The sequence below is a fragment of the Micromonospora haikouensis genome (assembly GCF_900091595.1).
GTDB lineage: Bacteria > Actinomycetota > Actinomycetes > Mycobacteriales > Micromonosporaceae > Micromonospora > Micromonospora haikouensis.
Genome location: NZ_FMCW01000044.1, coordinates 1 through 13,853, shown reverse-complemented (window position 1 = coordinate 13,853; position 13,853 = coordinate 1). Strand labels below are relative to the sequence as shown.

Below are 13,853 nucleotides of genomic sequence, written 5' to 3'. Positions count from 1 at the left end.
ACATCCGGGTCAGGCCGTTCCGAGCTCGTCGTCGAGCAGGTGGAAGATCTCCTCCGCCGTGGCGGAGGCGAGCCCGCCGTCGCCGGTGCCGTCGTCGTCGGCGTCGGCCTCGGTGTGCGTCCACGCCGACAGCAGTTCCCGCAGCCGGTCGGCGACGGCGGCGCGGTCGGTGTCGTCGGCGGCGACGGCCCGCATGACGGTCTCCAGCTTGCTCAGCTCGCCGAGCACCGACAGCGCGGACGTGCTGCGCTCGGCGAGCAGCGCGCCCCGCAGGTAGCCGACGAGGGCGGTGGTGGTGGGCCGGTCGTAGACGAGGGTCGACGGCAGCCGCAGCCCGGTGGCGGCGGTGAGCCGGTTGCGGAACTCCACCGCCGTCAGCGAGTCGAAGCCCAGCTCCACGAAGCCCTTGTCGGCGTCGATGTCGCGCAGCGACGCGTACCCGAGGACCGCCGCCGCGTGGGTGCGGACCAGGTCGGACAGCACCCGGTCGCGCTCGGCCTCCGCGGTGGCGGCGAGGGTGTCGCGCAGCGCCGCCGCCGCGTCGGCGGCCGGGGCCGCCGCCGGTGCCGCCGCGCCGGCCGGGCGGACCAGGCCGTGCAGCAGCCGGGGCAGCGCCGGCCCGAGCCGCCCGAGCACCCCCAGGTCCAGGGCGACGGGCACGACCACCGGGTCGGCGTGGCGCAGCCCCTCGGTGAACAGCTCCATGCCCTCGTCGGCGTCGAGCGGGCGGAAGCCGCCCCGGCTCATCCGCCGCTCGTCGACGTGACCGGGCCGTCCGCCGGGCAGGTCCGGGTTGGCCCACGGCCCCCACGCCATCGACGTGACGGTGAGCCCGCGCGAGCGCCGATGCTGGGCGAGCGCGTCGAGGAAGGCGTTCGCGGCGGCGTGGTTGGCCTGCCCGGGGCCGCCGAACAGCCCGGACGCCGACGAGAACAGCACGAACGCGGCGAGGTCCAGCTTCTCGGTCAGCTCGTGCAGGTGCCAGGCGGCGTCGACCTTCGGCCCGAGGACGGCGTCGAAGCGGGCCGGGGTGAGCGCCGGCAGCACCCCGTCGTCGAGGACCCCGGCGGCGTGCACGACGCCGACGAGGGGCCGGTCGGCGGGCACCTCGTCGAGCAGCACGGCGAGCGCGTCGCGGTCGGTGACGTCGGCGGCGACCACCTGCGCGGCGACGCCGAGGCCGGCCAGCTCGGCGACGAGGTCGGCCGCGCCGGGTGCGTCGGGGCCGCTGCGGCTGACCAGCAGCAGCCCACGTACCCCGTGCCGGGTGGCCAGGTGCCGGGCGACGAGCCGGCCGAGCGCGCCGGTCGCGCCGGTGACCAGGACCGTGCCGGCGGACAGGTCGGGGGCCGCCGCGTCCGGCGGCGGCGGGCCGAGCCGGGCCAGCCGGGGCGCGCGGAGCTGCCCGGCGCGCACGGCGAGCTGCGGCTCCCCGGTGGCCAGGGCCACCGGCAGCGCCGCCGCCGACCGGGGGTCGTCGTCGAGGTCGAGCAGGACGATCCGGCCCGGGTGCTCCGACTGGGCGGAGCGCACCAGGCCCCACACGGTCGCGGCGGGCAGGTCGGTGAGCCGGTCGTCGGCGGCGACGGCGACCGCGCCCCGGGTGACCACGACCAGCCGGGCCGCCTCCAGCTCAGGCCGGGCCAGCCAGTCCTGCGCCAGGGCGAGGGCCTCGTGGGCGACCAGGTGCGCGGCCCGCGCCGGACCCGGCTCGTCGGCGCGCTGCCCGGTCACGGCGGCGAGCACCGCGTCGGGCCGGGCCGCCCCGCCGGCCACGGCCGCCGCCAGGTCGTCCAGGCTCGGGTACGCGTCGACGCCCGGCCACCCGGCGCTTCCTCCGGAGCCTGCGACGCCCGGCCATCCGTCGCCGAGCGCGGCGAGGGTTACGGGCCGGCCGGCGGCCGGTTCCGGGGTGACCCAGTCGAGGCGGTGCAGGGACCGGTTGGTGGTGCGACGGGCGGCGCTGAGCTGGTCGGCGGTGATCGGCCGCAGCACGAGGGCGTCGAGGGAGGCGACGGGCACGCCGCCGGTGTCCGTGACGGTGGCCGCCACCGACCCGTCGGCGGCGGTGAGCCGCACGCGCAGTTCCCGGGCCCGGGTGGGCGCGATCGCCACCCCGGTCCAGGAGAACGGCAGCCCCGGCTGCGCGCCGCTGCCGGTGCTGTCGCTGTCGGCGGCCTCGCTGTGGGCGCTGCCGGTGCTGTCGGCCTCGCTGTCGGCCTGGCTGCCGGCGTCGGCGCGGCCGAGGGCGCTCGCGCCGATGGCGTGCAGGGCGGCGTCGAGCAGGGCCGGGTGCACGGTGAACGGGGCCGCGTCGCCGGGCGCGTCGGCGTCGAGGGCGACCTCGGCGAGGAGGTCGTCGCCGTGCCGCCAGGCGGCGCGCAGCGCGCGGAACACGGGCCCGTAGTGGTAGCCCTGCTCGGCGAGGTGCGGATACAACGCGTCGAGGGCAATCGGTTCCGCGCCGGGCGGGGGCCACGCGGCAGTCGGGGCGACGGTCACCGGCCGGGTGGGGGCGAGCAGGCCGTGGGCGTGCCGCTGCCACTGCCGGCCGGCAGCCCCGGGCTGGTCGCCGCCGTCGGCGGCGGACGGGTGGGCCTCGCCGACGCACGAGTGGACGGAGACGGGCCGCAGGCCGTCCTCGCCGGCCGCGCCGACGCGGACCCGCAGGTCCACGCTCCCCTCCTCCGGCACGGCGAGCGGTGCCTCCAGGACCAGCTCGGTCACGTGGGCGGCGTCGACGTGCCGACCGCTGAAGGAGGCCAGCTCGACCAGCGCGGTGCCGGGCAGCAGGACGGTGCCGAGCACGGCGTGGTCGGCGAGCCACGGGTGGGTGGCCAGGGAGATCCGGCCGGTGAGCAGCAGGCCCTCGTCGCCGGGCAGGTCGGCCACGGCACTGAGCAGCGGGTGGTCGGCGGCGTCGAGGCCGACCGACGGCAGCCCGGCCCGGCTCGCGCCGCTGCCCTGCAGCCAGTAGCGGTCCCGCGCGAACGGGTAGGTGGGCAGGTCGACGATTCCGGCCTCGGCGAGGACCTTGGTCAGGTCGACGGGCAGGCCGATCGCGTGCGCGGTGGCCAGATTGGTCAGCAGCCGGGCCGGGTCGTCATCACCCCGCCGCAGGCTGCCCAGGGTGTGGCCGGTGACGCCGGCGTCGTCGAGGATCGCGGTGACCGGCATCGTCAGCACCGGGTGCGGGCTGATCTCCACGAACGTGGTGTGCCCGCCGGCCACGGCGACCCGCACGGCCGCGTCGAACTGGACGGTCTGCCGCAGGTTGTCATACCAGTAGTCGGTGGTCATCGACGCCGGATCCACCCAGTCACCGGTGAGCGTCGACACGAGCCGGACCCGACCCGACTGCGGGGCGACGTCAGCCAGATCGGCGCGCAGCTGCTCCGCCACGTCCTGCACCGACGGGGAATGCGACGCGTAGTCCACCGGAATCAGCCGCGCCCGGATCCCGTCGGCCTGGCAGGCGTCCACCAGGTCCGCGACCGGCTGCGGCGGACCCGACACGACCACCGTCGCCGGGCCGTTCACGGCGGCCACACCCACACCCGAGAACGCGGCGAGACGCTCGGTGACCGCATCGGCGGACAGGTCCACCGACGCCATCGCACCCGTCCCCCGCAGCACCGCAAGGGCCCGCGACCGCAACGCCACCGTCTTCGCCGCGTCCTCCAGGGACAGGATCCCCGCCACGCAGGCGGCGCCGATCTCACCCTGCGAGTGACCCACCACCGCCTGCGGGGACACGCCCGCGTGCTCCCACACCGCCGCCAGAGCGATGCCCACCGCCCACAGCACCGGCTGCACCACCTCCACCCGCTCCAACCACGACTCGTCATCGCCGGTCAACACGGAGACGAGGTCGACGTCGAGGTGCGGGGCGAGGGCACGCTGGCACTCGGCGAGCTTCGCGTCGAACACCGGCGCACGACCGACCAGGCCGGCCGCCATCCGTGCCGACTGCGCACCCTGACCCGGGAACACGAACACCGGCCCGGAGCCATGACCCGACGCCACACCCGACACCACGTTGCCCGCCGGCAGACCACTTGCCAGGGCGTCCAGACCGGCGAGCAGGTCGGCCGCGCCCGACCCGACCACCGACGCCCGCTGGTCGAACGTGGCGCGGGTCGTGGCGAGGGACCAGGCCAGCGCGGCAGGGTCGAGGGCGTCGCGGCCGCGTACGTGGTTGGCCAGGCGGGCGGCCTGGTCGCGGAGCGCCGCCGCCGACCGGGCCGACACCGGCCAGACGAGGACGTCCGCGTCGACCAGCCCCGGCGCGGGGTCCGCGACCGGGGTGTCGGCGGGCTCCTCCGGCTGCTCGACGATGACGTGGGCGTTGGTGCCGGACATGCCGAACGACGACACCGCCGCCCGACGGGGCCGGTCCACCACCGGCCACGGCCGCGCCTCCGTGACCAGGTCCACCGCACCCGCCGACCAGTCGATGTGCGGCGACGGCTCATCCACGTGCAACGACGCCGGCACCACCCCGTGCCGCATCGCCTGCACCACCTTGATCACCCCGGCCACACCCGCCGCCGCCTGCGCATGACCGATGTTCGACTTGATCGACCCCAACAACAGCGGCGCGGCATCGCCCCGACCCTGCCCGTACGTCGCCAGCAACGCCTGCGCCTCGATCGGGTCACCCAACGTCGTGCCCGTGCCGTGCGCCTCCACCACGTCCACATCCGACGTCGACAGGCGCGCATTCGCCAGGGCCTGCCGGATCACCCGCTGCTGCGACGGCCCGTTCGGCGCGGTCAGACCGTTCGACGCACCGTCCTGGTTCACCGCGCTGCCCCGCACCACGGCGAGGACCCGGTGCCCGTTGCGGCGGGCGTCGGAGAGCCGTTCGACGAGGAGCATGCCGACGCCCTCGGACCAGCCCGTCCCGTCGGCCGACGCCGCGAACGACTTGCACCGGCCGTCGGCGGCGAGGCCCTGCTGGCGGGAGAACTCGGCGAACGTGCCGGGGGTGGCCATCACGGTGACGCCGCCGGCCAGGGCCAGGTCGCACTCGCCCCGGCGCAGCGCCTCACCGGCCAGGTGCAGCGCGACGAGGGACGACGAGCAGGCCGTGTCGACGGTGACGGCCGGCCCTTCGAGCCCGAGCGTGTACGCGACCCGGCCGGAGATGATGCTGTGCGCGGCGCCGGTCATCAGGTAGCCCTCGGTGCCCTCGGGCACCTCGGTGAGCCCCGTCCCGTAGCCGGAGGTGGACGCGCCGACGAACACGCCGGTGCGGCTGCCCTTCAGGCTGCCGGGTTCGAGCCCGGCGCGTTCCAGGACCTCCCAGGACGCCTCCAGGGTGAGCCGCTGTTGCGGGTCCATGGCGAGGGCTTCGCGCGGCGAGATGCCGAAGAACGCGGGGTCGAAGGCGGGGACGTCGTAGAGGAAGCCGCCGGCCGGGACGTAGCCGCTGTCCGGGGTGGGGGTGTCCCAGCCCCGGTCGGTGGGGAAGTCGCCGATGGCGTCGACGCCGTCGGTGACGAGCCGCCACAGCTCCTCGGGGCTGCGGGCGTCGCCGGGATAGCGGCAGGCCATGCCGACGATGGCGACGGGCTCGTCGGTGCCGACGGCGACGCGGGCCTCGGCGGGTACGGCGGCGGTGCCGCCGAACGCGGTCTCGCGCAGGTGCCGGGCCAGATCGGCGGGGGTCGGGTGGTCGAAGACGAGGGTGGACGGCAGGCGCAGCCCGGTGACCTCGTTGAGCCGGGTACGCAGGTCCACGGCGGTGAGCGAGTCGAAGCCGAGGTCGGCGAACGGTCGGCCGCGCAGGTCGTCGGCGGTGGCGTGGCCGAGGACGCGGGCGGTCTGCGCGTTGACGATGGCGAGCAGTTCGCGTTCCTGCTCGGCCTCGGGCAGGTCGGCGAGGTGGCGCAGGGCGTCGGCGACGCCGGCCGGCGCGGCGGCGGCCTCGGCGTCGGCCTCGGCGAGGGCCCGCACCTGGGGCAGCTCGGACAGCAGCGGGCTGGGCCGGGTGAGGGTGAACGCCGGGTGGAAGCGTCCCCAGTCGACGTCGGCGACGGTGACGCAGGGGGTGGGTCGGCGCACCGCCCGGTCGAGGGCGACGAGGGCGTGCTGCGGGTCGATGGTGGGCAGGCCCATCCGGTGCAGCGCCTCGGTGGCGGTGTTCTTGGCGGCCATGCCGTCGGCCCCGCCCCACGCGGTCCAGGACACGGCGGTGGCGGCGAGGCCCCGGTCGCGGCGGTGCACGGCGAGCGCGTCGAGCAGCGAGTTGCCGGCCCCGTACGCGCACTGGCCGGCGCTGCCCCACACGCCGGAGATGGAGGAGAACAGCAGGAACGCGGTCAGCGGCCGGTCGGCGAGGCAGTCGTGCAAATGCAGCGCGCCGAGCACCTTGCCGGCGACGACGTGGGAGAACTCGTCGAGGGTGGTGCCGGTGAGCGGGGTCAACTGGTCGGTGCCGGCGGCGTGCACCACGGCGGTCAGGTCGGGCAGCGTGTCCAGCAGCGCGGCGACGGCGTCCCGGTCGGTGACGTCGCAGGCGGCGGCGGTGACCCGCCCGTCGTCGGCGTACCCGTCGAGGAGGCCGGGGGTGGCGGCGCCGCGCCGGCCGACGAGGACGACCCGGCGGGCCCCCTTGTCGAGCAGCCAGCGGGTGACGTGGCCGCCGAGCGCGCCGGTGCCGCCGGTGACCAGGACGGTGCCGTCGGCCCACCAGTCGGCGGCGGGCCGGTCGGGGGCGGCGGCCGGGGCGAGCCGGCGGCCCCAGACCCCGCCGGGGCGCACGGCGACCTGGTCCTCGCCGCTGCCGCCGGCCAGGACGGCGGCGAGCCGGCGCAGCACGCTCTCGTCGGGGTTGGCCGGCACGTCGACGAGGCCGCCCCAGCGGTGCGGCTGCTCGACGGCGGCGGCCCGACCGAGGCCCCACACGAGGGTCTGGAGGGGGTGGTCGACCCGGTCGGCGGGGCCGGCCTTGACGGCCCCGCTGGTGACGCACCAGACGGGTGCGGCGACGTCGAGGTCGGTGAGGGCCTGCAGCAGCACGAGGGTGGTGGCGGCGGCGACGCTCGTGCCGGGGTGGGCGGGCAGCAGCGCGTCCTGGCCGGCGACGAGGTGCAGCACCCCGGCGACGGGCTCGTCGCCGACGGCGGCGCGCAGCCGGTCGGCGAGCGCGGCCCGGTCGAGGTCGTCGGCTCCGACGCGCAGGGTCGCCGGTTCGTCGCCGCCGGCCCGCAGCAGGCCGGCGAGGCCGTCGGCCCAGGCGGGCGCGGCGTCGGCGGGCAGCACGAGCAGCCAGCGGCCCGCCGGCCGGTCACCCTCGGCGACCGGCACGGGCTTCCACACCACCTGGTACGACCAGCCGTCCGCCACGCCCGAGTCGTGCCGGTCGCGTCGCCAGGCGGCGAGGACGGGCAGCGCGGGCAGCAGGGTGTCCACGGGGTCGGCGTCGCCGGCCGGGGCGCTGCCGAGCTGGTCGCGCAGCGCGTCGACGTCGGCCCGTTCGACGGCCGCCCAGAACGCGGCGTCGGCGGTGGACTCCGTGCCGGCGGGGGCGGGCAGGGCCGTCAGGTCGGGCCAGTAGCGCTCGCGGTGGAACGCGTACCCGGGCAGCCGGACCCGGCGGGGGTCGGTGCCGGCGAACAGTTCCCGCCAGCCGACGGGCACGCCGGCGACGTGCAGCTCGGCGAGCGCGGTGAGCAGGGACGCCGGCTCGGGGCGGTCGCGGCGCAGCAGCGCCACGGCGGCGGGGTCGGCGTCGGGCCCGAGGATCTCCCGGGTCAGCGCGGTGAGCACCCCGCTGGGGCCGACCTCGAGGTACGTGCCGACGCCGTGGGCGCGCAGCCGCTCGACGCCGTCGGCGAAGCGGACCGCCTCCCGGACGTGCCGCATCCAGTAGTCCGGGGTGCGGAGCGCCTCGGGGTCGGCGAGGTCACCGGTCAGGTTGGACACGATCGGCAGGGCCGGCGCGCGCAGGTCGAGCCCGGCGACGACGGCCGCGAACCCGGCGAGCATCGGCTCCATCAGCGGGCTGTGGAACGCGTGGCTGACGGTCAGCCGCTTGGTCTTCACCCCGCGCGCGGCCCACAGGTCGGCGAGTTCGTCGATGGCGGCTTCGGCACCGGAGACGACCACGGCGGCCGGGCCGTTGACGGCGGCGATCCCCACCCGGCCGGCGTGCTCCTCCAGGCTCGCCGCCACCTCGCCCTCGGGCGCGGCGACGGCCAGCATCGCCCCGCCGGCCGGCAGCGCCTGCATCAGCCGCCCCCGGGCGGCGACCAGCGTCGCCGCGTCGGCGAGGCTGAACACGCCGGCGACGTGGGCGGCGGTGATCTCGCCGATGGAGTGGCCGATCAGCACGTCGGGGGTGACGCCCCAGGATTCCAGCAGCCGGTGCAGCGCCACCTCGACGGCGAACAGCCCGGCCTGGGTGAACACGGTCTGGTCGAGCAGCGCGGCCTCGGGGGTGCCGGCCTCGGCGAACAGGACGGTCTTCAGCGGCTTCGGCAGCCGGGGGTCGAGGTGCCCGCACACCTCGTCGAGCCCGGCGGCGAACACCGGGAACGCCTCGGCCAGCTCGCGGCCCATGCCGGGGCGCTGGGCACCCTGCCCGGAGAACAGGAACGCCACCTGCCCACCGCGCGGGGTGCCGGTGACGAGGCCGGGGGCGGTGTCGCCGGCGGCGAGCGTACGCAGGTCGCGCAGCAGGTCGGCGCGGTCGGCGGCGAGGACGACGGCCCGGTGTTCCAGCGCGCCCCGGGTGGTGACCGACGACCAGCCGAGGTCGGCCAGCCGCGCCCCGGCGTCGGTCCCGGTGCCGGCGGCTTCGGTGCTGGCGTCGGACTCGGCGGCAGCGCCAGGGTCGGCTTCGGTGGCGAGCCAGTCGGCCCAGCGGGTGGCTTGGGCGGCGAGGCCGGCGGCGTCCCGGGCGGACAGCAGCACCGGGACCAGGCCGGCGGTCGCCACCGGGGCGGGGCCGGCCGGTCGGGTCGCCGGGGTGGCCTCGGCGGGCGGGGTCCCGGGGGCCGCCGGGGCGGCGTCCGGCGTCTCCGCCGGGGCCTCCTCGATGATCACGTGGGCGTTGGTGCCGCTCATCCCGAACGAGGAGACGCCCGCGCGGCGGGGCCGCTCCCCCGCCGGCCAGGGCTGCGCCTCGGTGAGCAGGGACACCGCGCCGGCCGTCCAGTCGACGTGCGGGGTGGGCTCGTCGACGTGCAGGGTGGCGGGAAGCTGGCCGTGGCGCAGGGCCAGCACCATCTTGATGACCCCGGCGACGCCGGCGGCGGCCTGCGTGTGGCCGATGTTCGACTTGACCGAGCCGAGCCGCAGCGGCCGGTCCGCCGGGCGACCCTGCCCGTACGTGGCGAGCAGGGCGGTGGCCTCGATCGGGTCGCCGAGGCTGGTGCCGGTGCCGTGGGCCTCGACGGCGTCCACGTCGGCGGGGGTGAGCCGCGCGCCGGCCAGCGCCTGGAGCACCACCCGCTGCTGGGCGGGGCCGTTCGGGGCGGTCAGCCCGTTGGACGCGCCGTCCTGGTTGACGGCGGAGCCCCGCACGACGGCGAGGACGGGGTGGCCGTTGCGGCGGGCGTCGGACAGCCGCTCGACGAGCAGCACGCCGACGCCCTCGCCCCAGGCGGTGCCGTCGGCGGCCCCCGCGAACGCCTTGACGCGGCCGTCGAAGGCGAGGCCGCGCTGCCGGGAGAAGCCGATGAACGCGGCCGGGGTGGACATGACGGTCGCGCCGCCGGCCAGCGCGAGGGTGCACTCCCCCTGCCGCAGGGCGTGGCAGGCCAGGTGCAGCGCCACCAGCGACGACGAGCAGGCGGTGTCGACGGAGACGGCGGGTCCCTCCACGCCGAGCACGTACGAGATGCGGCCGGAGACGACGCTGGCGGCGGTGCCGGTGAGGACGTACCCCTCGACGCCGGGCGGGGGCGACTGGAGCAGCGCCGCGTAGTCCTGGCCGGTGGTGCTGGCGAACACGCCGACCTGGTGGCCGCGCAGCGTCGCCGGGTCGATGCCGGCGTGCTCGAACGCCTCCCAGGAGGTCTCCAGCAGCAGCCGCTGCTGCGGGTCCATACCCAGCGCCTCGCGCGGGGAGATGCCGAAGAAGCCGGCGTCGAACTCAGTGGCCGAGTCGAGGAACCCGCCCTGCCCCACGTACGAGGTGCCGGGGTGGTCGGGGTCGGGGTGGACGAGCCGGTCGACGTCCCAGCCCCGGTCGGCGGGGAAGTCGGAGATGGCGTCACGGCCGTCGGCGACGAGCCGCCACAGGTCCTCGGGGGACCGCACGCCGCCCGGGAACCGGCAGCCGATGCCGACGATGGCGATGGGCTCCCGGTGGGCCGCCTCCAGCTCCCCGAGTTTCCTCTTCGTCTGGTGGAGATCCGCGGTAACCCATTTCAGGTATTCCCGGAGAGTGTCCTCAGTCGCCATTGCCGCCACCTCTTCGGGCCGGAAAAACCAGGCGGCCCAATACCGTCGACAGACGCCTCAAGCCGCAAAAACCAGAGCCCACGAACCGACCAGAAATTGCCAGACAAACACCACTGCAACACAGACCAGGTCCTACGTACCGGAGGAAGGTATTTGGCCCCGGACGGCGCTGCCAACCCCTAGCGGGCCCCTACCACGGCCCCTGGGCCGGGCCTCGCTCTCCGGCCGTCACCCGAGCCCGAGGGCCGCGGCGAGCCGGGCCACGTCCGCCGGGACCGGTTCGCGGCGCGTCAGGTCGGTGAGCAGCGTACGGGCCACCGGCCGTAACCGGACCTCGGCCGGCGCGGTCCGGTCCGCGTCGACCAGGGCGCGCCCGGCGGCGAGCGGGTCGCCGGCCCGGAGGTGCCCGCGGCTGGCGTCGAGCAGGTACGCCGCGCGGTGCTCGGCGGGCAACCGTCGCCAGTGGTCAGCGCCGACGACCCGCTCGTGCAGGAGCACCGCCTCGCCGCCGTTGCCCAGCTCGACGGCGGCGGCGACCCGGGCCATCCGCACCGCCGTGGGGCCGAAGCCGGTCCAGTGCCGGTCGTGCTCCTCGGCGGCCTCGCCGGTCTCGCCGGTCTCGTCGGCGATCCGGGCCGCGTGGTCGACCAGTTCCTCTGCGCCGCGTTCGTCGCCGGCTCCGGCGGCGGCCAGGGCGGCCTGGATCAGCAGCGTTCCGTGCAGCGCCAGGCTCGGGGACGGGCCGTCGCGCCGCGCCTCGGGCGCGATGCGGTGCGCGGCGGCGATCGTGACGGCCAGGGCCGGCCGGGGGCGGTGCAGGGCGCGCAGCGCCTGCCCCAGCGGCACGGCTGCCGCCGCCGCCAGCAGCGGGTCGCCGGCGGCCACGGACATGGCCCGGTCGGCGGCCAGCCAGCCGAGGTCGCCCGCGCCGAGCTTCACCAGCACCGACGACGTGATCCGGTACGCCTGCACCAGCAGCTCCGCAGCCCCGTCCCCGGTGTTCGCCGCGTGGGCGGCGTGGGCGTGTTGGGTGTCGCCGAGCAGCTCCGGCAGCATCCGCAGCAGTTGGGGATAGTCGGCATGCTGGTAGGTCAGCCAGGCGTGCCGTACCCGCTGGTCCAGCTCGCCGACCGGCGGTGCCGCCTGCCGCGCCTGCGGCCCGGACACGGCGGTGTCGTAGCGGTCGAGGGCGGCGCGTACCCCGTCGATGCCCTGCGCGGCGGCGCGGGCGGCTGGCGACGGCAGGGCGTCGCGGCCGAGCAGCGTCACCGGGTCGACGCGCAGCGCGGCGGCGAGTTCCTCAATCACGGTGTAGCGGTCGAGGGCGCGGACCCCCCGCTCGACCTTGTCGACCCAGCTCTTCGACTTGCCGAGCCGGTCGGCGAGCATCTGCTGCGTCATCCGCCGCCGGGTCCGCAGCCGGGCGACCCGGCGTCCTATCGGCAGCTCACGGCTGGTCACGACGCCACCCCAGATTGGGTACGGCCCGGGTGTTCTCCTCGACCGCCCACATCTCCAACGGCCTGGCGCACCAGCCGACGATGCGGTCGGCTATGTCGGCGCTGCTCATGCCCGTGATCTCCGCCTGGGCGTCCGGGAGGTACGAGGTCAGGTAGCGGACAAGCGTCCGGATGTTGCACCGGCACAGCTCCTTGAGCTGGCGCTTACGGGTCAGGCACGGCCACGGGTCGCCGCAGACCAGGCAGTTCCAGTCCGGCCGCGACGGGCCGTGCAGCGCCGGGTAGTCAGTCATCGCCCGGCCCCTCCCCCGGCCGACGGTGGCAGCCCTGCCGACGGGGTGAGTAGGGCGGCCACAGGGGCGGGCGTCGGTACTCGTTTCGGGGCCGCCGCGCCGAGGGGTCGGGCCGCCAGCGCTCCGCGCGGAGTTCCGCCGCGTCCTCCCGGTGGCGGCGGGCCTCGTCCTGGGCGGCGACGAGTTCCCGGTAGAGGGCGTCGAGGTCGGCCTCCAACCGGCGCAGGAACCTACGGACCGCCTCTGGGTCGAAGCCGCGCCGGCCGAACCGGGTCAACGGGAACTCCTGCCACCGGACGTCGGCAGGGGTCAGCAGACCCCGGCTGGACCGGTAGAGCGCGCCACCCTCGCGGGTACCGCCGATACCGCTAGAGGACTCATCTCCAACCGCGTCGGCGCTGGTCTCCATGTGCCTCCGTCCTGGGCTGCTGACAGCCACTTCTTGCCGGCCGTACACGGCCCACGTGGATCATCTTGAACCAAGATACGTCACACCTTGACTTAAGTCAGACCTTGACATATTGCTGATCTTGTGGTGAGTGAGGAGCTTGCCGACCTAGACTTCCCTTCGTGCCATACGAGCAGGCTGAGTACCGCCGCATCGCTGACGGCATCGCTGGGCAGATCAAGTCCGGGGAGCTGAAGGCACACGACAAGCTGCCCTCCACCGCCGAACTCGCAGACAAGAACCACGTCTCGCTCGCGACGATCAATCGGGCCTTCGGCCTGCTGCACGATCGCGGCCTGGTGTACGGCAAACAGGGCAAGGGTGTTTTCGTGGCTGAGACCGGGTAGCCACAACGTCACCGGCCCACCCGACGGCAGGAGACAACCCATCGCGGTCCGCATGCACCAATGTCACCAGTCGCAGCCAGCATGACGGACGCCGTCCTCTCGGTCGTCGTGACGTGTTCCCAGGCCGCCCCAACCCTGGGCAGTCGATCTACGCGGCGGCGGAACACCTTTCGCTGATGGTGGTGGTGTTGCGGTCGTTGTCGCTGTCAGCCCTGTACCGCGCGGTCCGGTATGCCGAGACATTCGACAAGCTTCGGTCGGCAACGCTGGACGTGGCCGACTCGCGGAACCTCCGACCACTTGATCGACATACACTGAGCGTGAGGGAAAGCGAACATGAGAGAACTCAACTTGGGTGCCGTGACCTGGCGGACGAGCACTCGTAGCGGCGCAAATGGCAACTGCGTGGAAGTCGCCCAGCTCACCAATGCTGTTGCACTGCGGGACAGCAAGGACCCATCGGGGCCAGCGTTGATGTTCATGCCCCGGGAGTGGACGGCTTTCATCGAGGGTGCCAAGGATGGGGAGTTCGATCGAGGCTGACCGACCCACCGGAGGGAACCCGATCTCGGGATGGGTACCCCTCTTCGCGTTCACGTCCGCCGACAATGAGGTGATCTCAGCAAGATTCGGATAGGTAGCGGTATTCGAAGTGTGTGAGGTTGAGTGCGGCGCGGACGATGTCGCCGAGGTGTCGGGGGCTGGCGGTGGTGTGTCGGAGGGTGCGCCAGCGGCCGGTGAGGATGGCGAAGCCACGTTCTCCGAGGCACCGCAGGGATCGAAGGATCGCGTTGTGGGTGCGGTTGTCGACCGCCAGGCGTCGGCCGCCGGCGGGTTGCTTGTACGGGGTGTGGATGCCCTGGCCAGCGCCTTCGTAGCCGGAGTCGGC

7 protein-coding genes are annotated in these 13,853 nt (G+C 75.4%); 2 read left to right on the top strand and 5 right to left on the bottom strand.

The window, feature by feature from the left end:
* Nucleotides 1-9: 9 nt before the first annotated feature.
* The 4 genes from GA0070558_RS29955 to GA0070558_RS29940 form a co-directional block, all read right to left on the bottom strand.
* The gene (locus tag GA0070558_RS29955) at nt 10-10,416 is read right to left on the bottom strand and encodes a type I polyketide synthase (RefSeq protein WP_091286117.1); all 10,407 of its coding nucleotides are present in this window, start codon (nt 10,414-10,416) and stop codon (nt 10-12) included.
* Nucleotides 10,417-10,644: 228 nt separating this feature from the next.
* Entirely contained in the window at nt 10,645-11,877 is a 1,233-nt protein-coding gene (locus GA0070558_RS29950) for a helix-turn-helix domain-containing protein (RefSeq protein ID WP_091286114.1), read from the bottom strand.
* Nucleotides 11,864-12,169: a hypothetical protein gene (locus GA0070558_RS29945; protein ID WP_091286110.1), complete on the bottom strand. Its 306-nt coding sequence runs from the start codon at nt 12,167-12,169 to the stop codon at nt 11,864-11,866. Before GA0070558_RS29945 ends, GA0070558_RS29950 begins: the two co-directional genes overlap by 14 nt.
* On the bottom strand, nt 12,162-12,578 hold the full coding sequence (locus tag GA0070558_RS29940) for a DivIVA domain-containing protein (protein ID WP_091286107.1): 417 nt from the start codon (nt 12,576-12,578) through the stop codon (nt 12,162-12,164). Before GA0070558_RS29940 ends, GA0070558_RS29945 begins: the two co-directional genes overlap by 8 nt.
* Nucleotides 12,579-12,739: 161 nt before the next feature.
* Here GA0070558_RS29940 and GA0070558_RS29935 point away from each other — a divergent pair, with 161 nt between their 5' ends.
* The gene (locus GA0070558_RS29935; protein WP_091286104.1) at nt 12,740-12,964 is read left to right on the top strand and encodes a GntR family transcriptional regulator; all 225 of its coding nucleotides are present in this window, start codon (nt 12,740-12,742) and stop codon (nt 12,962-12,964) included.
* Nucleotides 12,965-13,300: 336 nt separating this feature from the next.
* The gene (locus GA0070558_RS29930) at nt 13,301-13,507 is read left to right on the top strand and encodes a DUF397 domain-containing protein (RefSeq protein WP_091286101.1); all 207 of its coding nucleotides are present in this window, start codon (nt 13,301-13,303) and stop codon (nt 13,505-13,507) included.
* A gap of 76 nt (nt 13,508-13,583) precedes the next feature.
* Here GA0070558_RS29930 and GA0070558_RS29925 read toward each other — a convergent pair.
* Nucleotides 13,584-13,853: transposase family protein (locus GA0070558_RS29925; RefSeq protein WP_141722309.1), on the bottom strand; the 270-nt coding region annotated here is incomplete at its 5' end.